Origin of the sequence: Nonomuraea terrae, from assembly GCF_044465245.1 — a bacterium.
GTDB classification, from domain to species: Bacteria; Actinomycetota; Actinomycetes; order Streptosporangiales; family Streptosporangiaceae; genus Nonomuraea; species Nonomuraea terrae.
Genome location: NZ_JBITLL010000004.1, coordinates 328,499 through 346,978, shown reverse-complemented (window position 1 = coordinate 346,978; position 18,480 = coordinate 328,499). Strand labels below are relative to the sequence as shown.

The window sequence follows — 18,480 nt, the reverse complement described above, 5'->3', positions numbered from 1 at the left end:
GTTCTCCTTCACGACAGCCTGATCCGCGGGTCGAGATAGGCGTAGACGATGTCGGCCAGCATGTTGAAGACGACGATCGCCGTCCCCGAGACGATGAAGAACGCCATGACGGGGGCGGGGTCCACCTGCTGGAGCCCCTCGATGAAGAGGTTGCCCATGCCCTGCCAGCCGAAGACGTTCTCGGTCACGATGGCGCCGCCGATCACGGAGGCGAAGTCGACGGCCATCAGCGTGGTGATCGGGATCATCCCGTTGCGGAAGGCGTGCTTGGTGATCACCGTGCGTTCCGGCAGGCCCTTGGCCCGCGCGGTGCGCACGTAGTCGAGGTTCATCACCTCGAGCATGCTGGAGCGGCTGTAGCGGGTGTAGGTGGCCAGCGAGATCAGGATCAGCGCCATGGTCGGCAGCAGCAGGTGGCCGGCCGCGTCCAGGTTGGTCTCCCAGAAGTCACCGGTGAAGTTCGGCGTGCGCGAGCCGATCGTGGAGATCGGGCGGCCGCGGACCCGGTCGCTGTAGGCGGCGAAGGACTGCAGCATGCGGTCGAGGAAGATCAGGCCGCCGGTGACCAGGCCGGTCGCCACGGCGCCGGTGATGGCCTGGCGGCGGAGCAGGCCGCCGAGCCCGTACCCGAGGCCGGCGCAGACGGCCGCCGTCACGAGGGCGAGAGCGAACATCTCCGTCCAGCTGGGGTCGGCCAGCACCGGATCGAGGATCTCCGACAACAGCACGCCGATCCCCGCGGCGGCCAGAGCCGCGTACAGGGGGCCTCGATACTGCAGGCCGGAGATCAGCACGGTCAGCCCGATCGCCGTGCCGCCCGCGAGCACCGCCAGGCCGACGACGCCGATGCCGGGGTCGGCGAACCAGCGGGTCGCCGACAGCAGCGTGAGCGTCACGACGGTGACGGCGGTCCCCGCGCCGAACGCGGTGAGCTTGGTGCGCCGGTCGCCGATCGCGATCGCGGCCCAGATCAGCCCGGCGGCCACGGCCAGCACGCCGATGATCAGAGGCGGGATGACGGGATCGCGCAGCCAGTCGTTGAACTCGATGGCGATGTACTGCTTGAGCATGACCGCCACCCAGAACAGCGGCAGCGAGAAGCAGACGAAGGCGGCCAGGGTGACGCCGTAGTCGAAGGTGCTGTACTGCCGCAGCGCCGAGATGATGCCCACGATCACGCCGATGACGACCGCGAGCACGGTGGCGGCCACGACGAGCTGGAGCGTCGCCGACAGCGCCTCGCGGAGCAGGACGCCCACGTCCTGGCCGTCGCGGTTGACGCCGAGGCTGCCGCGGAACAGGTTGCCGAGCCAGCTCAGGTACCTGACCCAGACGGGGCTGTCGAGGTTCATCCGTTCGATGCGGTCGGCCATGCGGCGTTCCCGGTCCGGGCCGGGAAGCTCTCTGAGGTCGGCCAGCGGGTCGCCGGCGATCGACGTCAGCCCGAAGATGACCATGGTGGCGGCCAGCAGGACGAAGAAGGAGGTGACCAGTCTTCGGGCGATGAAGGCGATCACTCAGTACTCCCTAGGTTCATAGCGAAGGAGTCCTTTGCGCATGGGCCGAGGAGCGGTGGCTCCTCGGCCCATTGCTGATGGTTCGAGTTATCGGACGGCTATGGCGCCAGGGTCCACTTGTCCATGTTCCAGGTCACCGACGACTGGGCCGGGTTGGGCACGATGTTCTGCAGCTCCTCGTCCCAGGCCAGCAGGTTCGGGTGGGCGAACAGCGGGATCGTGGCCAGGTCGTCCCAGAGGGTCTTCTCGATCTGGGCGATGAGCGGCGCGTGCTTGGTCTTGTCGACCTCGGCGTTGAGCTGCTTGATGAGGTCGTCGACCTCCTTGTTGGAGTAGCAGCCGTTGTTGTTCTCCTTGCCGGCCTCGGTGCACTCCTTGGCCGTGGTGAAGGTCGAGGCCCACCCGGAGACCTCGGCGGAGCCGGTCCAGGCGAACAGCGCCACGTCGTAGGCGTTGGTGTAGAGCGGGCCGCCGGACTCGAAGAACTTCTCGTCACCGGCGTCGACGATCTTGAAGCCGGCCTGGCCGCAGGAGTCGGCGATCAGCTGCGTCTGCTGGGTGCGGCGCGGGTTGGGCTCGTTGTGGCCGAGCCGGACCTCCATGCCCACCTTGCCGGCCTCCTCCAGCAGCGCCTTGGCGCCGGCGATGTCCGGCTGGGCGTACTTCTCGCTGCCGCTGCCCTGGGCGATGGTGGTGTAGTCGGGCTCGAACGGCAGGGCGTTGCGGACCTGCAGCACCTGCGCCTCGGGCGCCAGCGGCTTGATCAGGTTGTCCACGATGAGCTGCCGGGGGACGCACTTGGCGAACGCCTCGCGCAGCTTCTTGTCCTTGAAGTCGCTGGAGTCGAAGTTGAAGTCCAGGTGCTCGTAGGTGTAGGCGTCGCCGGTCTTCACGGTGACGCCCTGCATGCCTTCGAGCTGGGCGAGCAGGTCGGGGTTGGGCTGCGGCTCGATGAGGTTGACCTCGCGGTTCTGCAGCGCCTGGGCCTGCTCCTCCTGCGAGATGACCCGCATGACGATGGTCGGCGTCGCGGCCGGGGTGCCCCACCACTTGTCGTTGGCGGCGAGCGTCAGCGACTGGCCGGGCGCCATCGCCGAGATCTTGTACGGTCCCGAGGCCGGGAAGAGCGACATGTCGGAGATGCCGCCGTCGATGACCCAGCCCTCGTTGAAGAACTTGGCGACCTCCGCCAGCTTGTCGGCGTCCTCCGCCTTGACCGCGGCGATGAAGTCGGCCTCACTCATGCCGGCGGCCTTGTAGGCCACGTGGGCGGGCAGCACGTCCGCGGCGCCGGGCCCGTTGCTGTCCCAGTCGGCGAACGGCTCGGAGTACTCGAAGCTGAACTTCTTGTCACCCGCGTTGCAGTCGGGGGCCTTGACCAGCTCGACACCGGTGGTGCCGTCGACCTGGAAGCCCTTGATCTTGCCCGACTTGGCGGCCCAGAACAGCAGGGCGTCGTCGCAGTCGATGGGGGTGCCGTCGGACCAGACCGCCTTGGCGTTGAACTCGTAGTCGACGGTCAGCGGGGAGTCGGACGTCTTGGCATAGGTGCCGAAGTCCTTGTCCGGCGTGATGGCGCCCTTCTCGCCGTAGTACCAGAAGCCGAGCAGCACCCGCTGCATGGCCGTGCTGTTGACGAGGTTGTTCACCGTGATGCTGTTGTAGGAGTTGAACTCCTGCTCGCCGGCGTAGGTGATCGTCTGCGCCGTGGTCGCGCCAGGAGAGGCGGAGCCCGAGGGGTCGCTCGCCCCGCCGCCGTCCTGTGCGCAGGCAGACAGCAGAAGCGCGCCTCCTGTTACCGCCGCGAGTAATCTCCCAAGTCTCCGCCTATGGGACACGACAGGTCTCCTTTGTCCGAACTAGCGTCGGCGCTGCTAGTTAGTGCGAAATATGATCATTGATCAATGTTTCGATTAAATAGCCTGATCTGCGATGTTACGGAGTTGGTATCGACGGCTGTCCGATCCGTAATACCGAATTCCGGAAAGATCCACCTGATCCGGGGTCCCTATGGACAGGGCTGGAGGTTCTGTGCCATGGTTTGCGGCAGTCATGGGATGACCGAAATCCCCAGGGCGAGCTGCTGCGCGGCTGGCTCGATGGGACTTTTCGCAGTTCCGGTAGGGCTTCTTTCCCCGTGGAACGCGCCATGTGCTCATAAGATCGAATATTTACGGTTGCTGCGCTATTCGCGGGCTTTTCGCGCGGCTCGAAACCGCCGCGTCACGTGCTCGCAACGACCGTGCCGCAGCCGGTTCGGGCTCGCAGGGCACCTGTTCGCGCCGCCGTGGCGGCCGGCGGGCGACGTCACCCCCGCCGCGCGACCGTCCGGGCGGAGAGCTGTTCGTCCGGATTCCGCTCCTGCCGTGGTTGTGGGGCCGGGGTGTAACTCATGGCGCTCCTTACCGTGAAGTCGGGAACGGTCAGCGAAAGGCTATGGCTCCCCAGGTATCCCATCAAGGGCGGAATTCACCGCCCGCCTTGCGAGGAGAGGGAGGTGAACGCAGGTCGCGCGTACCGTGCGAAAGGCGTGCCACCGGGACCGGAGCCGTCGAGCGGCCGTCCGTCTCATCCGCCGTCCATCCCGGATTTCGCAGGTAAGTGATGGGTTTCGTGCGAATTCCGCAGAATCGGTGCGCGATATCCGCGGAGGACAACGGCGCCGCCCGCCGCTTCGGCCACGACGGGCTGACCATCACCCACCCGTGCGAGCAGAGCGTCATCCCGCGAACCTGAACGCCCGCATGCTCGCCGCCGCCGACACCGCCGTCTTCGAGGGGGAGCGGACGGTCGGGCACCACTCGGGCCGGGTCAGGCCACGGCGTCGTCGGCCGGGAGGTGACGGCCGAGGATCCGGTAGCGGTGCAGCCGCCGGTCGAGCAGCCCGGCGCGGGGGGCGTGCAGCAGGGCGGCGAGCTCGCGTTCCACCTCGCGCCCGGCACGCACGCAGAACGCCTTCGGCTCCGCGGCGGCGTCCGGGTGCTCGGGGACGATCCGGTCGGCGATGCCGGCGGCGAGCAGGTCGGCGGAGCGCACCCCCTGCGCCGCCGCCACCTGCGCGGCGTGCTCGACGTCTCGGTGCACGATCGCGCTGGCCCCCTCCGGAGGCAGCGGCGACAACCACCCGTGCTGGGCGACGAGCACCCGGTCGCACGGGACGAGCGCGAGCGCGCCGCCCCCGCTGCCCTGGCCGAGCAGCAGGGAGAGCGTCGGCGTCTCCAGGGTGACCAGCTCGGCCAGGCAGCGGGCGATCTCGCCGGCCAGCCCGCCCTTCTCCGCCTCCGGCGACAGGGCCGCGCCGGGGGTGTCGACGACGGTGACGAGCGGCAGCCCCAGCTCGCGAGCCAGCCGCATGCCGCGCCGGGCCGCGCGCAGCGCCGCGGGCCCCAGCGGCCCGGTGTCCGTCTGGTTGCGGCGGTCCTGGCCGAGCAGCACGCATGACGCGCCGCCGAAGCGGGCCAGCGCCAGCAGCAGCGCCGGGTCGGCCTCCCCGGCGCCGGTGCCGTTCAGCCGTACGACGTCGGACGCGGCGTGGCGCAGCAACTGCCGCACGCCGGGCCGGTCGGGCCGCCGTGAGAGGGTGATCGACTCCCAGGCGGGGACGTCCGGCGCCCGCTCCTGCGGCGGCGCGGCCGCGGGAACGGCCGGCGGCGGCGCCAGCATGACGCGCAGCGCCCGGTCGGCGACCTCGGCCAGATCCTCGGGCGGCAGCACTCCGTCGATCAGCCCCTGTCGCCGCAGCGTCTCGGCGACCTGCACGCCCTCGGGGAACGGCCGGCCGTACAGGGCCTCGTAGACGCGCGGGCCGAGGAAGCCGATCATCGCGCGCGGCTCCGTGGCCGTCATCTGGCCTAGCGAGGCCCACGAGGCCAGCACGCCGCCGAAGGTCGGATGGCGCAGGTAGACCAGGTACGGCAGCCCGGCGGCCTTGTGCCGGGCGACCGCGGCCGTGATCTTCACCATCTGCAGGAACGCCACGGTGCCCTCCTGCATCCTGGTCCCGCCCGAGGCGGGCGCGGCGAGCAGCGGCAGGCGTTCCGAGGTCGCGCGTTCCACGGCGCTCACCAGGCGTTCGGCGGCGTCCACCCCGATCGAGCCGGCCAGGAAACCGAACTCGCACGCGACGACGGCGACCCGGCGGCCGCGCAGCAGCCCCTCCCCGGTGATCACCGCCTCGTCCAGGCCGGTGCGCTGCCGGGCGGCGGCCACGTCGGGGTCGCTCGCCGGGCCGAGCGGCTCGTCCCAGCTGCGGTACGAGCCGTCGTCCAGCACGAGTTCGATCAGGTCGCGTGCGCTCAGCCTGCCAGCCACGTGCGGATCTCCTCTTCGTCGGCGTTCAGCACGGGAGGTGCGGCGTGGTCGCCGCGGGTGGTCTCCACCTCCCCGTCCGGCCCGGTCGCGTCGAAGAACCGCAGCGGCGGCCCGGGCAGCGTGATCCGGCCGAGGCTTTCGTGCTCGACGTCGATGAGCAGTCCCTGGGCACGGGCCTGCGGCCAGGCGTACACCTCCCGCAGGTTTCGTACCCGCCCGGCGGGCACACCCAGATCCGCCAGCCGCTCCAGCAGCTCGTCGGCGCTGAAACCGGCGAAGACGGCCTCGATCCGCTCCACCAGCCGGGGACCGGCAGCGACCCGGTCGGCGTTCGCCGCGAAACCGGGCTCCCGCGGGTCCAGCCCGAACCCGGCGCAGAACCGCTGCCACAGGCTCTCGCTGCCGACCGCGATCTGCACGTGCCCGTCCTCGCAGCGGAACAGCCCGTACGGCGCGATGGACGGGTGGTGGTTGCCCTGCGCCAGGCCGACCTCGCCGGCCACCGTCCAGCGCGTGCCCTGGAAGGCGTGCACCCCGACGATGGAGGCCAGCAACGAGGTGCGGACGACCTGCCCGCGGCCGGTCCGCTCGCGCTCCAGCAGCGCAGACACCACGCCGAACGCGCCGTACATGCCGGCCAGCAGGTCGCCGATCGGCACCCCGACCCGCTGCGGGTCCTCCGGCCCCGACCCGGTCAGCGACATCAGCCCGGCCTCACCCTGGGCGATCTGGTCGTATCCGGCCCGGCCGCCCTCCGGCCCGTCGTGCCCGAACCCCGTGATGGACAGCACCACCAGCCGAGGGTTGAGCTCGGTCAGCCGGACCGTGGAGTACCCGAGCCGGTCCAGCACCCCGGCGCGGAAGTTCTCCAGCAGCACGTCCGCCTTGGCGATCAGGGCCTCGAACGCCGTGCGGCCGTCGTCGTCCTTCAGGTCCAGGGCGATGGACTGCTTGTTGCGGTTGCACGACAGGAAGTACGTCGACTCCGACCCGGCGAACGGCGGCCCCCACCCGCGGGTGTCGTCGCCCTGGCCGGGCTGCTCCACCTTGACGACCCGAGCGCCCAGGTCGCCGAGCATCATCCCGGCGTGCGGCCCGGCGAGCGCCCTGGTCAGGTCGACGACGACGTAACCGGTCAGCGGGCCGCTCATGACACGCCGCCGGGCACGACCAGCACGAGCCAGCACACGACGGGCGCGGCGATCATGATCGTCATGCCCCAGGTCATCAGCCGCCTGAACACGTCGTCGCGGATCGTCACCTCGGAGTTGGCCACGATCAGCGCGCCGTTGGTCGAGAACGGGCTGCAGTCGACCACCGACGAGGCGATGGCCAGCGCCGTGATCAGGCCGACCGCGCCGACCTGCCCGGTCTGCAGGAACGGCACCGCGAGCGGGATGAGCGCGCCCAGGATGCCGGTCGTCGAGGCGAAGGCGGACACCACCGCGCCGATCAGGCAGATCAGGAGCGCGGCCAGCAGCGGGGCGCCGACCTGGGCCACGCCGTCGCCGAGCCACTTCACCGTGCCCTGGTTCTGCAGCAGGGTCACGTAGGTGACGATGCCGCCGACCAGGAGCACCGTACCCCAGCTGATCTTGTCGACGGCGCCGCGGGCGGCGGACGGGAAGATCAGCGTCAGGACGACCGCCACCGCCAGGGCGAGGAAGCCGATGTCGAGGTCGAAGACGAGCGCGCCGACCGCCAGCACGAGCAGGCCGACCAGCGTGAGCGACCGCTGCGCGTCGAGGTGGAGCGCGGTGTCGTCCAGCAGGCCGCCGGTGCCCGCACCGCCGGACCCGCTGCCGGACCCGCTGCCGGACCCGCTGCCGGACCCGCTGCCGGAGCCGGCCGGTGCGGCGGTCGCGGAAGGCGCGGTCGCCAGGCTCACGACCGCGCCCCTGGCCGACTCGCGGTCGCGTCGCAGCAGCTCCCGGCCGCCCAGGGAGACGAAGCTGATCAGGCTGATGAGGGCGCACGCGCCGAGCGCGCCGCCGAACAGCGCGGCCGGGCTGCCGGCCAGGTTGCTCTGGTCGACGACGCCGTTGGTGATCGCCCCGAAGATGCCGATCGGGGAGAAGCTGCCCCCCGTCGCCCCCTGCACCACCATCATGCCCATCATCACGGGGTTGATCCGGTAGCGGGCCGCGAAGCCCATCGCCACCGGCGCCACGATGGCCACCGCGGCCGGGCTGGCCGCGCCGATCGCGGTGATCGCCGCACAGACCGCGAACATCACCCACGGCATCAGGGCGACCCGGCCGCGTACCGCGACCACGGCGCGGTGCACGATCCAGTCCACGGTGCCGTTGGTCTTGGCCAGCGCGAACAGGTACGTGACGCCGACCAGGATGACGAACAGGTTGGCCGGGAAGCCGTCGAGCACGTCGTCGACCGCCACTCCGAACACGGTGGTGCCCACGACGAAGGCGGCGACTAGCGCGAGCGCGCCCATGTTGATGGACCGGATGGTCGCTATCAGGAACACCAGCACGAGCACGATCAGCGCGATGACTTCCGCTGACATGGCAGCTCCTAGGGGGTGAAGGGATGCCCGGTTACACGCATATTTCCGGATTGGCCTAGCCTCTGCTCCACTTGTAGGGAATGTCAATAGACTGTGCGCCGTGACCAAGAAGCGCCCGCAGGCCGCCGCGGTTCCTGAGCGCCTGGAACGGCCGCGCCTGTACGTGCAGCTGGCCGACCACATCGCCCGCTTCATCGAGGCTCAGGGGCTGTCCCCCGGCGACCGCCTGCCGCCCGAACGTCTCCTGGCCGCCGAGCTCGGCGTCAGCCGCGCCTCACTCAGCCGCGCCCTCGTGGCGCTGGAGGTCCAGGGCAAGGTCGAGGTGCAGCACGGCAACGGCGCCGTGGTGCTCGCCCCGACGCTGGAGGAGGAGAAGCCGGACCTCGCCGCGTTATGGGCCGAGCGTGACCCCGCCGAGCTCGCCCGCGCCCGCGAGGCCGTCATGGCCGGGCTCGCCCGCAGCGCGGCCGCCCACCCCGACCGCAGCCTGCGGCTGGCCCTGCTCGACGCGGACGGCTCCCCGGTCCGCTTCCGCGAGACCTGGCCCTGCGTACGCCGGCTGTCCGGGCCGGGCCTGCTGGCCGAGCTCGACGACGTGCTGGCCGAGGCCGCGCCCTTCGACGAGACGCAGGTCGCGGCCGACCGGCTGGCGCTGCTCGCGCGGGCCGTCGTCGTGGGCGACCCCGACGCCGCCGCCTCCGCCTGCGCCGGCCTGTTCCGCCGGTGACCTACGGGCAGGCGGCGAACATCCGGCGGGTGCCCTCGGGATAGGCGTTCCGGTCGGTGAACCGGCACCCGTAGCGCGGGTCCGCCACCGTGGCCGGATCGCGCACGTCGTCACCGGCCGGCCGGCGGCCGCCGCGCTCCCACCGCACCAGGTCGTCCCAGGCGGCGGCCACCTCGGCGTCGCTGAACTCGCAGTGGCCGACCGTCCGGATCGCCCGCTGCACCAGCAGCTCGCCACGCCCGTGCCGGGCCACGTCCGCGCGGTAGTGCTGCTCCATGGAGAACGGCACGAAGGCGTCGCCCAGGTTGTGCAGCGACAGCACCGGCACGTTGATCCGGCCCGTGACGGCGGGCACCTCGGTCAGCCGCTGCGTCCTGCGCGCCACCGGATCCACGGGCGGCACCCGGCGCACGCTGGCGTCGACGTCGACGGGGGAGTCGGGCTCGTAGTCCGTGCCCGCGTTCGTGGCCACCCTGCCCGGCTGCTGCGCCAGCGTGCCCCCGCCGTCCGGCCCGGCGAGCCCGAACAGGTAGTCCTTCCAGTACGCGAACGCCGCCTGCGCCCCGGGCCGCTCGCCGCCGCTCAGGTTGACGACGATGTCGCGGAACTGCGCGCCGAGCTCGTTGCCCGTGCCCGTGCCGCTCAGCCCGAGCCGCTGCTGGATCCGCGGCACCGCGCCGGTCGCGTAGTCGGCGGGGAACGGGTAGGCGGGCACGTCGGCCAGGTCCTGGGCGGCGAGGTGGAAGTCGAGGAAGAAGTCGAACAGCTCATGGTCGCCGAGCACCCCGCACATCGGCAGGGCGGCGTCGTACCGGCCGGGATACTGCTCGATCGAGCGGACCGCGACGTGCCCGCCCATCGACACCCCCGCCAGGTACGTCCGCTGCGGCTTGCCCACCACCCGCCTGAAGTGGTCGGCGAGGTCACGGGTGCTCAGCACGCCGGCCCGCACGTCGTAGTCGTTGGCGTAGTAGGACGACGCGGCCCACGCGTAGCCCTGGTCCAGCAGCCGCCGGCGCAGCCCGTACCCGGGCGGGTCCACGGTGAGCACCCGGGTCGCGCCGCGGAACCCGTGCGCCCACATCAGCAGGTCGCCGTTCCAGCGCGGCGGCACCTCGATGACGTACGCGGCGTGCTCGTGCACCCCCTGCAGCACCCGGCTCGGCCGCCCGTTCACGAGCGCGGGCTCCAGCGGCGGGTTGTCGACCGTGTAGCCGGGCAGCGGCCGGTCACCCCGCACCGGGCCGGCGTCCACCGCGCCCGCGGTGGTGGAGCCGAACAGCACGGCGCTCAACGCCAGCACGGACAGGACCAGGCTCCGACGGCGCATCTGCCGTCACCTCCCGGGAGACACGATCAGGCGGCTGCTGCTTCGTTCATACTCCGGATCAACGCGCGGTGAAAGGCCGTGCGCCGGCGCGATCCTCAGACCGGCTCGGTATGACGCGCGTCGCGTCCGAGGTCACCTGAGGGCCTCCGGTCATACTGCGACTGTTCGCCTTCAGTAAAGCCCGTTGTTCAGATCTCTCGGTAAAGATCGTTTTCGCTGTGCCAAGACGGCAGACATCCGAACGACTCACGGAGAGCATTTGATGTCCTCGTCCCGAGAACGCACCAAGCTCCACGTCGCCCTGGCCCTCACCACTCTGGTCGCCGGTTCCCTCGCGGCGGTCGTCCCAGCGTCCGGCGCCGCCGCCGCCACGCGGCCGGGCGCCTGGAACGACTCCGCCTACCGCGGCCACGTCGAGGTCGTCCGCACCTCGGACGGCCCGGCCGACCCCTCCGTCCTGACCGGCACCGTCTTCGTCGACCGTGACCGCGACAGCGTCCACGACCGTCACGAGCGCGGCTTACACGGCGTCGTGGTGTCGAACGGCCGCGACGTCGTGACCACCGACACCCGCGGACGCTACCGGCTCCCCGCCTACGACAACATGACGGTGTTCATCACTCAGCCGTCCGGCTACCAGGTGCCGGTGGACGAGTCCAACGTCGCGCAGTTCCACTACAACCACCTGCCGGAAGGCTCGCCGGAGCTGCGCTACGGCGGCATCGCCCCCACCGGGCCCCTCCCGGACGCGGTGAACTTCCCCCTCGCGGAAAGCAGGGACACCCAGTCGCGCGAGCAGCACTGCGTGATCGCCGGTGACCTGCAGCCGTACGACAAGGAAGAGGTCGGCTACGCCCGCGAGGGCGCGATCGCCGACCTGTCGCGGCGCGACGACTACCAGGGCTGCGGCACCCTGTTCATCGGTGACGTCGTCGGCGACGACCTGTCGCTCTACCCCGACGTCAGGGAGCTGACGAAGCTCACCAACGGGCCGGCCCGGTTCCTGCCCGGCAACCACGACCTCGACTTCGACTCCGAGACCGCCGAGCACTCCTTCGACACCTTCCGCGCGCAGCTCGCCCCCGCGTACTACTCCTACGACGTGGGCGACGTGCACGTCATCGCGCTGAACACGGTCCGCTACCCGTGCACCCCCGAGGTCGACAACGCCGACGGCCTGCGGCCGCAGTGCGACAACCCGTCGACCCGGCCGGCGTACAACGGCAGGATCGGCGACGACCAGCTCGCCTGGCTGGAGCGCGACCTCGCCAAGGTTGGCCGGGACAAGCTCGTCGTGCTCGCCAGCCACATCTCGCTGCTCAACTGGGCCGACGAGGGCAGCCCCATCCACCAGGTGGACCAGGTCCGCAAGGTGCACGAGCTGCTGCAGGGCCGCAAGGCCGTCGCGGTCTCCGGGCACAGCCACTCCATCGAGAACATGAAGACCGGCGACCTCGCCAAGGGCTGGAAGGACCTCTTCGGCGTCGAAGGGCTGCCGTTCCCGCACATCACCGCCGGCGCGATCTCCGGCGACTGGTACTCCGGCGCGATCATCGACGAGGGCTACCCCGTCGCGGTCGGGCGCGACGGAGGCATGCCCGGCGTGCTGACCCTCGACGTGAGGGGCAACTCGTTCAGGGAGCGGTTCACCGTGACCGGCCAGGACGACGACGTGCAGACGCAGCTGGGCCTCAACAGCCCGACGTACCGCGAGTGGTACGCCGCGCGGCAGGCCTGGAACGACGACCAGGAGGGCCCGGAGCCGCAGCTGGGCGACCAACTGGTGCTGGACCGCGAGGACCTGACCGGCCGCACGTGGCTCACCACCAACTTCTGGATGGGCTCGACCGGCTCCACGGTCACGGTCAAGCTCGACCGCGGCCGGGCGCAGCGGGCCACCCGCACCCAGGAGATGCGCGGTGAGGACCAGCTGATCGGCGCCGAGTGGTCCGACCCGCACGCCGCCGCGCAGCAGCTGGTCAACGGCGGCAGCGTCGCCGACCGCTCGATGCACCTGTGGCGCTACGAGCTGCCCGCCGACCTCGCCGCGGGTGAGCACCGCGCCGTGGTCACCGCGACCGACTCGTACGGACGCACGTTCACCGACGTTCTGGAGTTCCAGGTCGCCGAGCAGCGCTGACAGCGCACGACCCAGGGGCCGCCACCGCACCGGTGGCGGCCCGCCGCGTTTCACGGGCCGCCGAGGCTGAGCAGCGTCTGCACGTATCCGAACGGCCCCTCCCGGCCGAGGCGCAGGTCCGCGCACCTGAACGGCGCGGCGGCCAGACCGTGCGCGGTGGCGGTGAGCAGCACCCGCTGCAGCGCCTGCCCGGCCAGCAGCCAGTCCCGCGGGCCGTCACCTCGCGTGAACAGGGCGGCGAGGTGCGAGCCCTCGCCGTCGTTCTCCGCAGGCAGGTCGAGCACCGCCAACGCCGGCACACGGCACGCCATCCGTTCCGTCACCGGGACGAAGGCGGCGCCCTCCTCGTCGGCCGCGGCGACCAGATCGGCCAGGACGTCCGCGGGCAGCGGCCCGTGCACGGGCAACCGGCGACGCGGCGGGATCATGTGGTGCAGCAGCCGCTCCTGCGGACCCGGCGGCAGGCCGGGCGTCGCCTCGACGGTGGCCACCAGGCCGGGTCGTTCGGCGGGATCCGGGAAGGGCACGACCCGCGGCTCGCGCCCCGTCATCCGGATCGCCAGCCGCACGTTGAACAGCGCCGCCCCGCAGCTGATGCCGAGCCCGCGCCCCTGCGGGCCGGCGCCGGCGTGCAGCTCCAGGGTCGCCTCGTCCACCCGGTGGAAACGGTACGGCTGGGCGCCGTCCGTCGAGAGCGCCGCGACGCGCACGTCCGGGCCGCCGGCGAAGGGTCCGCCGGTGCCGGTCATCGCGGCGTCCCAAGGACGAAGATCGGACATGACCCCAGGATGTCCCGGCGCCCCGGGACGCGGCAGGGCCGAAAGTCCCTACTGCGCTCACTCGAGGATCTCCGGCGCCGCGCGGACGGCCTCTGCGGTGTTCACGACATCCCCTCCACGGCTCCAGCACACCACCGGCCGCCGCCCCGGATCAGGGCCGGCCGGTCGGGACTTTGGTCCCTACCGGCCCGGCCACGGCGTGGATAGCGTCGGAGCATGATTGGTGTGCTGTGGGGCCGGTTCGAGGCTGCGGGACGAACGGCGGGGGAGAGGGGACGTTCGCCTCTGCCGCCCCGGGTGTCCGGCCGGGGACGCTGAGAGCCATGAAGCTCGATTCGTCCGGGCTCCAGGTGCTCTCCCGTGAAGAGTGCTTCGCCCTGCTGGCCGCAGCGCCGATCGGGCGCATCGTGTTCACCGATCGCGCCCTGCCCGCCGTGCAGCCGGTGAACTTCCACCTCGACGGCCGGACCATCGTGATCCGCACCGCGACCGGGTCGAAGCTGGCCGCCGCGACCCGGCACGCCGTGGTGGCGTTCGAGGCCGACGAGTTCGACACCGAGCTGCGTACCGGCTGGTCCGTCACGGCGGTGGGGCAGGCGTGCGAGGTGACCGATCCGGCGGAGATCGACCGGCTGGCCGCCCTGCCGCTGACGACCTGGGCGCCGGGCAGTCGCGACCACTTCATCGTGGTCGCCGCCGAGCAGGTGTCCGGCCGCCGCATCCCCGCGGAACGTTCCATGCTGATGGCCGCCCGGCGCCGGGTTCGTGCTTGATCGACTTCGCGCTAGGGTGAGGCACTTCCGATCCTCCGCCCCCAGGAGTGCCACGTGCTCCGTCGTCATCGTCTGGGTGTCCTCGCCCTGGTCGTCACGGGTTTCTACCTCGCCGCGCTGGCGGTCGCCGCGCTGGTCGCGGTGATGGCCGGCGACCTCGGCCCGCTGTGGCGGCTGACCCTGTTCACGGAGGCGGACGAGAGCGCCCCCGTGACGTGGCCGAACGTGCTGCGGCTGGTCGCCGCCGGCCTGCCGTGGGCCTGGGCGTTGTGGCAGAGCCTGCGCGGGCCGCTGGCGGGGCCGGCGCCGGAGCAGGACCGCGACACGCGGCGCCTGCGCGTCGCCCTGTACGTCGCGGCGGCGTCCATGCTGCTCTTCCCGCTGATGCCGGTCTGGCCCTGGTGGATGACGCTGCTCAGCGCCCTGCCGATGTGGGCGGTCGTGCTGCTGATCCAGCCCGTCTGGCGCTTCGGGCACCACGACCACGTGCTGGCCCTGGGCGTCCTCGGGTTCGGCGGCCTGGGCGTCGCCGACGTGCTCGTCGCCCTCGATCAACGGTTGCCCGACTGGGTGCCGCTGGTCTGCGGCGTGGCGGGCCTGCTCTGGACGGTGCTGGTGCTGCGGGCGCAGCGGCGCGACGACCGCTGGCACACCGCCACCGTCCGCTACGGCATCGCCGGCCTGGTGGCGCCGTTCGTGCTCGTACCGGTGGGCAGGCTGGTGATGGGTGACCTGTACGCCGACGCCTCCGTGGCCGCCGGCGCCCTGGTGATGATCTGGCTGGCCCGCTCGGCCCACGACCTCGCCGCCCCGCGCACCGAGCCTTCCTCGCCCGTCGCGGAGCCGGTCGCGACCTGACGTCACCCTCCGGTCGCCGGACCGTCCAGCCGGGACGGGCGAAGTGCGACGTCAAGCGCTGTGGATGCGGCGGCCGGTGATCCGCTGCGGGACGATGCGGATGTACAGGGCGCGTTCGCCGCCCGCCCACGGGCTCACGTGCGCGTCGGCGAGCCGTTCGACGTCCTCCTGCGGCACGTGCTGCGCCGGCCCCTGGACGAGAACGCTCCAGCCCTGCCGCATGGCCTCGTCCAGCCGGTCCACCTCGAAGCCGATCAGCAGCTCCACGCCCTTCATCCCGGTGCGCAGATCCTGGTCGATCGTCCCGCCGTACGCGGTGCGGAAGACGATCGCGCCCTCGTGCAGCCGGTAGTTCACCGGCAGCACCGTGGGCCCGTGCGAGCCGTTGAACGCCACCCTGCCGACGCCGCCCGGAGCGATCAGCCGCAGGCATTCCTCGGCGTCGAGGGTCTCCAGGACCGGGTCCGCCATGGCCGGTCCCGGCCCGGGCGGGCGGTCACGGCCACTGCCCAGCAGGTCGCGCCCGGTGGTCTCCAGCGCGGCGGCCAACCGGCGCACCGTGCCGGAGTCGGGAACGGCCGGATGGTCCTCCAGGTACTGGATGTAGCCGGCCGACATGTCCGCGCGGTCGGCCACCTGCTCGCGGGTGAGGCCGAGCCGGTCGCGGTGGTGGCGGATGCGTCGTCCGAAGTCGCCGGTGTCTGACATGAGCGTGTCCTCCCTGGTCATCAGGGTGAAGCTACCCATGGGCACGGGCGGGAGACAGAGTCCTTCGAGAGCGTGCGCGGTGACGAAGGTCCCGGCGTTCCGGGGCCGTACGGCACTGCTCCGGCGAGGCCCGGGACGGTGTGCTGGGAGTGCGACAAGGACCGCGAATCACGCACCGAAAGGAGGCGGTCATGGCCGCCACCGTGACCAGGCCCGTCATCCAGACCGGCACCCCCGCCCACCTGCGCCGCCCGGTCGATCGCGTGTGGGCGGTCGCCAGGATCTCGCTCGGGTGGGTCTTCCTGTGGGCGTTCCTCGACAAGACGTTCGGGTGGGGGTTCGCGACTCCGGCCGAGCGGGCCTGGGTCGCGGGTGGCAGCCCGACGTCCGGTTTTCTGAAGGGCGCGCAGGAGAACGCGCTGGGTGGGCTGTTCGGGGCGTTGGCCGGTCAGGTGTGGGTGGACTGGTTGTTCATGGTGGGTCTGCTGGGGGTCGGTCTGGCGCTGACGCTGGGTGTCGGCCTGCGGATCGCCGCTGTGGCGGGTCCGGTGATGATGGTGTTGATGTGGGCGGCTCAGCTGCCGTTGGACAGCAACCCGTTCATGGACGACCACCTCGTCCACGCGGTCGTGATCGTCGGCCTGGCCCTGGCCGACGCGGGCGCCACGCTCGGGCTGGGCAGGCTGGCGATCGTGCGGCGCAACCCGTTCCTGAAGTGACCCACGCGCCCGCTCCGCGCCCCCCCGGGCGGAGAGCGGGCGCATCGTCACAGGTTCGGGCTCCGGCTGAACGGGCAGGTCATCCGGGGCGAGGAAGGTCGATGATGGACAAAGCAATCGTCGTGGGGGTCGACGGCTCACAGGCGGCGAAGGCCGCGCTCGCCTGGGCCGCCGACGACGCCGTACGCACCGGACTGCCGCTGCGCATCGTGCACGTGCGCGAGCCCTGGAGGCGCGAGACCGAGCCCACCGCTTCCAACGTCAGGGAGACGATGGCCGAGTGGCACATGCTGCTGCTCGGTGAGTCGGCGGAGCAGGCGCGCGCGTTCGCCCCCGCGGCGCAGGTCTCCACCGCCCTGGCCACCGGCGCGGTGGTCCAGCGGCTCAAGACCGAGGCCGAGACCGCCGCCACCCTGGTGGTGGGCGGCAAAGGGCACGGCAGACTGCCCACGTTCGCCATCGGTTCGGTCACCGCCGAGCTCGCCGGCCACACCGCCAGCCCGCTGGTCGTCGTCCGGACGTTCACCATGGAGCAGCGCGGCGAGATCGTGATCGGCTACGACGGCTCCCCGGACGCCGACGCCGCGATGGCGTTCGCGCTGGAGCAGGCGAGGTTCCGCGCGGCCCGGATCCGCGTGCTGCACGGCAGCCGATACCCCGCTCTGGCTCCGCATCCCGTCGGCTACGGCCCCGTGCCGATGGGCGAGACGAACGAGCTCGCCGGACGCCTGGCGCTCTGGCGGGAGAAGAGCCCCCATGTCGAGATGGTGGAGACGATCGTGCCGGGAAGCGCGGTCTCGGCCCTGGTGGAGGCGTCCAGGACGGCCGACCTCGTGGTGGTGGGCTCGCGCGGCCGGGGCGGATTCGCCTCGGCGGTGCTCGGCTCGGTCAGCCACAGCGTCGTGCGCCGGGCCCGCTGCGCGGTCGCCGTGGTGAGCGCCGCGCGACCCGACGACCCGAACCGCGCGGACGACCCGCACAGATGACCCGCATCGTGCTCGGCCACGACGGCTCCGACTTCGCCGTGCAGGCCCTGGAGTGGGCGCTCGACGAGGCCGAGCTCAGGAAACTGCCCCTCGTCGTCGCGCACGCCTGGCAGTGGCCGTACGGCGCGGCCGAGCCGGAGGCCAGGGCCCAGCTGCGCAAGGCGGCCGAGCACGTCCTGTGGCACGGCGCCGACTGCGCCCGTTCCACCAGCCTCGACGTCACCGTCGGCACCGACCTGTACGAGGGCTCCGCCGCCCACCGCCTGGTCGAGCTGTCCGCCGACGCCGCGCTCGTCGTCGTCGGCTCCCGCGGCCTGGGCGCGCTGCCCGGCGCGGTCGTCGGCTCGGTGGCCGGGCACGTCGCCGTCCACGCCGAGTGCCCCGTGATCGTCGTACGCGGGCCGCTGCCCGCCGCCGGGAGCACCCGGCCGATCGTCGTGGCAGACAGCGAGCCCGACGCGCCCGTCCTGGAGTTCGCCTTCGCCGAGGCCGCCCTTCGCCGGCTGCCGGTCACCGCCGCGGGCCCGGCCGTCCGCCACCAGGGCGTGCCCGTCCGTACGGCCGACCCGCGCGAAGGCGCGACCCTCATGGTCGTCGGCCGCACCGGCGCGGCGTCCCTGCTGCGGCGCGCCACCTGCCCCGTCGCGGTGGTCGCCGACCGCGCCGACGCGCGACGGGGCTAGCCTGGATCATCATGAGTGACCCCCGCAGATCACCGCGCCAGATCACCCCGCCCGGCCTCGCGCCCGGCCCCGGCTACAGCCACGTCATCTCCGTCGACGTCCCCGGCCGCCTGGTCGTCGTCAGCGGGCAGATCGCCCTCGACGCCGCCGGCGAGCTGGTCGGCGCCGGCGACCTGCGGGCCCAGACCCGGCAGGTGTTCGCCAACCTGCACGCCGCCCTGTCAGCCGCGGGCGCCGGCTGGGAACACGTGGTCAAACTCGGCTACTACCTGCGCGACGCCTCCCAGGTCGCCGTCGTCCGCGAGGTCCGCGACCAGACGCTGCCCGCCGGCATCGCCCCCGCCAGCACCCTGGTCGAGGTGTCCCGCCTGGTCCGCGACGACCTGCTCGTCGAGATCGAGGCCCTCGCCGTCGTCCCCGTCTGA

The 18,480-nt window shown here is 71.9% G+C and carries 16 protein-coding genes; 8 read left to right on the top strand and 8 right to left on the bottom strand.

The annotated features are described in order from the left end of the window. Nucleotides 1–8: 8 nt before the first annotated feature. From ACIBP6_RS19900 to ACIBP6_RS19880, 5 genes are all read right to left on the bottom strand, one after another. Complete coding sequence (locus ACIBP6_RS19900) at nucleotides 9–1,517, bottom strand: ABC transporter permease (RefSeq protein WP_397054052.1); 1,509 nt, start codon at nucleotides 1,515–1,517, stop codon at nucleotides 9–11. 98 nt (nucleotides 1,518–1,615) lie between these two features. Continuing rightward, nucleotides 1,616–3,355: an ABC transporter family substrate-binding protein gene (locus ACIBP6_RS19895; protein WP_397054050.1), complete on the bottom strand. Its 1,740-nt coding sequence runs from the start codon at nucleotides 3,353–3,355 to the stop codon at nucleotides 1,616–1,618. 973 nt (nucleotides 3,356–4,328) lie between these two features. Beyond that, a complete protein-coding gene (locus tag ACIBP6_RS19890; RefSeq protein ID WP_397054048.1) occupies nucleotides 4,329–5,828 on the bottom strand; it encodes a carboxyl transferase domain-containing protein in 1,500 nt (499 codons plus the stop codon). Continuing rightward, nucleotides 5,813–6,979, bottom strand: coding sequence for a CaiB/BaiF CoA transferase family protein (locus ACIBP6_RS19885; protein WP_397054047.1), 1,167 nt, complete (start codon nucleotides 6,977–6,979; stop codon nucleotides 5,813–5,815). Before ACIBP6_RS19885 ends, ACIBP6_RS19890 begins: the two co-directional genes overlap by 16 nt. After that, nucleotides 6,976–8,352 carry an SLC13 family permease gene (locus tag ACIBP6_RS19880; protein ID WP_397054046.1) on the bottom strand — a complete coding sequence of 459 codons (1,377 nt, stop codon included), beginning with the start codon at nucleotides 8,350–8,352 and terminating at the stop codon, nucleotides 6,976–6,978. Before ACIBP6_RS19880 ends, ACIBP6_RS19885 begins: the two co-directional genes overlap by 4 nt. Nucleotides 8,353–8,452: 100 nt before the next feature. Here ACIBP6_RS19880 and ACIBP6_RS19875 point away from each other — a divergent pair, with 100 nt between their 5' ends. Then, complete coding sequence (locus ACIBP6_RS19875; RefSeq protein ID WP_397054044.1) at nucleotides 8,453–9,079, top strand: FadR/GntR family transcriptional regulator; 627 nt, start codon at nucleotides 8,453–8,455, stop codon at nucleotides 9,077–9,079. Between the two features lies 1 nt (nucleotide 9,080). Here the strand turns inward: ACIBP6_RS19875 and ACIBP6_RS19870 are convergent, their stop codons facing one another. Beyond that, a complete protein-coding gene (locus ACIBP6_RS19870; protein WP_397054042.1) occupies nucleotides 9,081–10,409 on the bottom strand; it encodes a hypothetical protein in 1,329 nt (442 codons plus the stop codon). A 262-nt stretch (nucleotides 10,410–10,671) separates the two neighbouring features. Between ACIBP6_RS19870 and ACIBP6_RS19865 the strand changes: the two genes are divergently transcribed. Next, nucleotides 10,672–12,549 (top strand): calcineurin-like phosphoesterase C-terminal domain-containing protein, encoded by a 1,878-nt coding sequence (locus tag ACIBP6_RS19865; protein ID WP_397054040.1) that lies wholly within the window; start codon nucleotides 10,672–10,674, stop codon nucleotides 12,547–12,549. Between the two features lie 50 nt (nucleotides 12,550–12,599). On the opposite strand, the gene ACIBP6_RS19860 is transcribed toward ACIBP6_RS19865, so the two are convergent. Next, nucleotides 12,600–13,328 (bottom strand): hypothetical protein, encoded by a 729-nt coding sequence (locus ACIBP6_RS19860; RefSeq protein ID WP_397054038.1) that lies wholly within the window; start codon nucleotides 13,326–13,328, stop codon nucleotides 12,600–12,602. Between the two features lie 323 nt (nucleotides 13,329–13,651). Between ACIBP6_RS19860 and ACIBP6_RS19855 the strand changes: the two genes are divergently transcribed. Both ACIBP6_RS19855 and ACIBP6_RS19850 read left to right on the top strand, forming a co-directional pair. Further along, the gene (locus tag ACIBP6_RS19855) at nucleotides 13,652–14,101 is read left to right on the top strand and encodes a pyridoxamine 5'-phosphate oxidase family protein (protein ID WP_397054036.1); all 450 of its coding nucleotides are present in this window, start codon (nucleotides 13,652–13,654) and stop codon (nucleotides 14,099–14,101) included. A 54-nt stretch (nucleotides 14,102–14,155) separates the two neighbouring features. Beyond that, nucleotides 14,156–14,959, top strand: a complete 804-nt coding sequence (locus ACIBP6_RS19850) for a hypothetical protein (RefSeq protein WP_397054034.1) — start codon at nucleotides 14,156–14,158, stop codon at nucleotides 14,957–14,959. A gap of 51 nt (nucleotides 14,960–15,010) precedes the next feature. Here ACIBP6_RS19850 and ACIBP6_RS19845 read toward each other — a convergent pair whose 3' ends face one another. Beyond that, nucleotides 15,011–15,688, bottom strand: coding sequence for a helix-turn-helix domain-containing protein (locus ACIBP6_RS19845; protein WP_397054032.1), 678 nt, complete (start codon nucleotides 15,686–15,688; stop codon nucleotides 15,011–15,013). A 170-nt stretch (nucleotides 15,689–15,858) separates the two neighbouring features. On the opposite strand from ACIBP6_RS19845, the gene ACIBP6_RS19840 reads away from it, so the two are divergent. The 4 genes from ACIBP6_RS19840 (at nucleotide 15,859) to ACIBP6_RS19825 (ending at nucleotide 18,480) form a co-directional block, all read left to right on the top strand. Next, nucleotides 15,859–16,386, top strand: a complete 528-nt coding sequence (locus ACIBP6_RS19840) for a hypothetical protein (RefSeq protein WP_397054030.1) — start codon at nucleotides 15,859–15,861, stop codon at nucleotides 16,384–16,386. A gap of 101 nt (nucleotides 16,387–16,487) precedes the next feature. Then, nucleotides 16,488–17,372, top strand: coding sequence for a universal stress protein (locus tag ACIBP6_RS19835; protein ID WP_397054028.1), 885 nt, complete (start codon nucleotides 16,488–16,490; stop codon nucleotides 17,370–17,372). Then, nucleotides 17,369–18,055, top strand: a complete 687-nt coding sequence (locus ACIBP6_RS19830) for a universal stress protein (protein ID WP_397054026.1) — start codon at nucleotides 17,369–17,371, stop codon at nucleotides 18,053–18,055. Before ACIBP6_RS19835 ends, ACIBP6_RS19830 begins: the two co-directional genes overlap by 4 nt. An 11-nt stretch (nucleotides 18,056–18,066) precedes the next feature. Beyond that, nucleotides 18,067–18,480 (top strand): RidA family protein, encoded by a 414-nt coding sequence (locus tag ACIBP6_RS19825; protein WP_397054024.1) that lies wholly within the window; start codon nucleotides 18,067–18,069, stop codon nucleotides 18,478–18,480.

Coding starts and splice junctions, on each gene's coding strand:
- ACIBP6_RS19885 (WP_397054047.1), bottom strand. CDS start 6,979: ATGAGCGGCCCGCTGACCGGTTACGTCGTCGTCGACCTGACCAGGGCG.
- ACIBP6_RS19880 (WP_397054046.1), bottom strand. CDS start 8,352: ATGTCAGCGGAAGTCATCGCGCTGATCGTGCTCGTGCTGGTGTTCCTG.
- ACIBP6_RS19870 (WP_397054042.1), bottom strand. CDS start 10,409: ATGCGCCGTCGGAGCCTGGTCCTGTCCGTGCTGGCGTTGAGCGCCGTG.
- ACIBP6_RS19865 (WP_397054040.1), top strand. CDS start 10,672: ATGTCCTCGTCCCGAGAACGCACCAAGCTCCACGTCGCCCTGGCCCTC.
- ACIBP6_RS19860 (WP_397054038.1), bottom strand. CDS start 13,328: ATGTCCGATCTTCGTCCTTGGGACGCCGCGATGACCGGCACCGGCGGA.
- ACIBP6_RS19855 (WP_397054036.1), top strand. CDS start 13,652: ATGAAGCTCGATTCGTCCGGGCTCCAGGTGCTCTCCCGTGAAGAGTGC.
- ACIBP6_RS19845 (WP_397054032.1), bottom strand. CDS start 15,688: ATGACCAGGGAGGACACGCTCATGTCAGACACCGGCGACTTCGGACGA.
- ACIBP6_RS19840 (WP_397054030.1), top strand. CDS start 15,859: ATGGCCGCCACCGTGACCAGGCCCGTCATCCAGACCGGCACCCCCGCC.
- ACIBP6_RS19835 (WP_397054028.1), top strand. CDS start 16,488: ATGATGGACAAAGCAATCGTCGTGGGGGTCGACGGCTCACAGGCGGCG.
- ACIBP6_RS19830 (WP_397054026.1), top strand. CDS start 17,369: ATGACCCGCATCGTGCTCGGCCACGACGGCTCCGACTTCGCCGTGCAG.
- ACIBP6_RS19825 (WP_397054024.1), top strand. CDS start 18,067: ATGAGTGACCCCCGCAGATCACCGCGCCAGATCACCCCGCCCGGCCTC.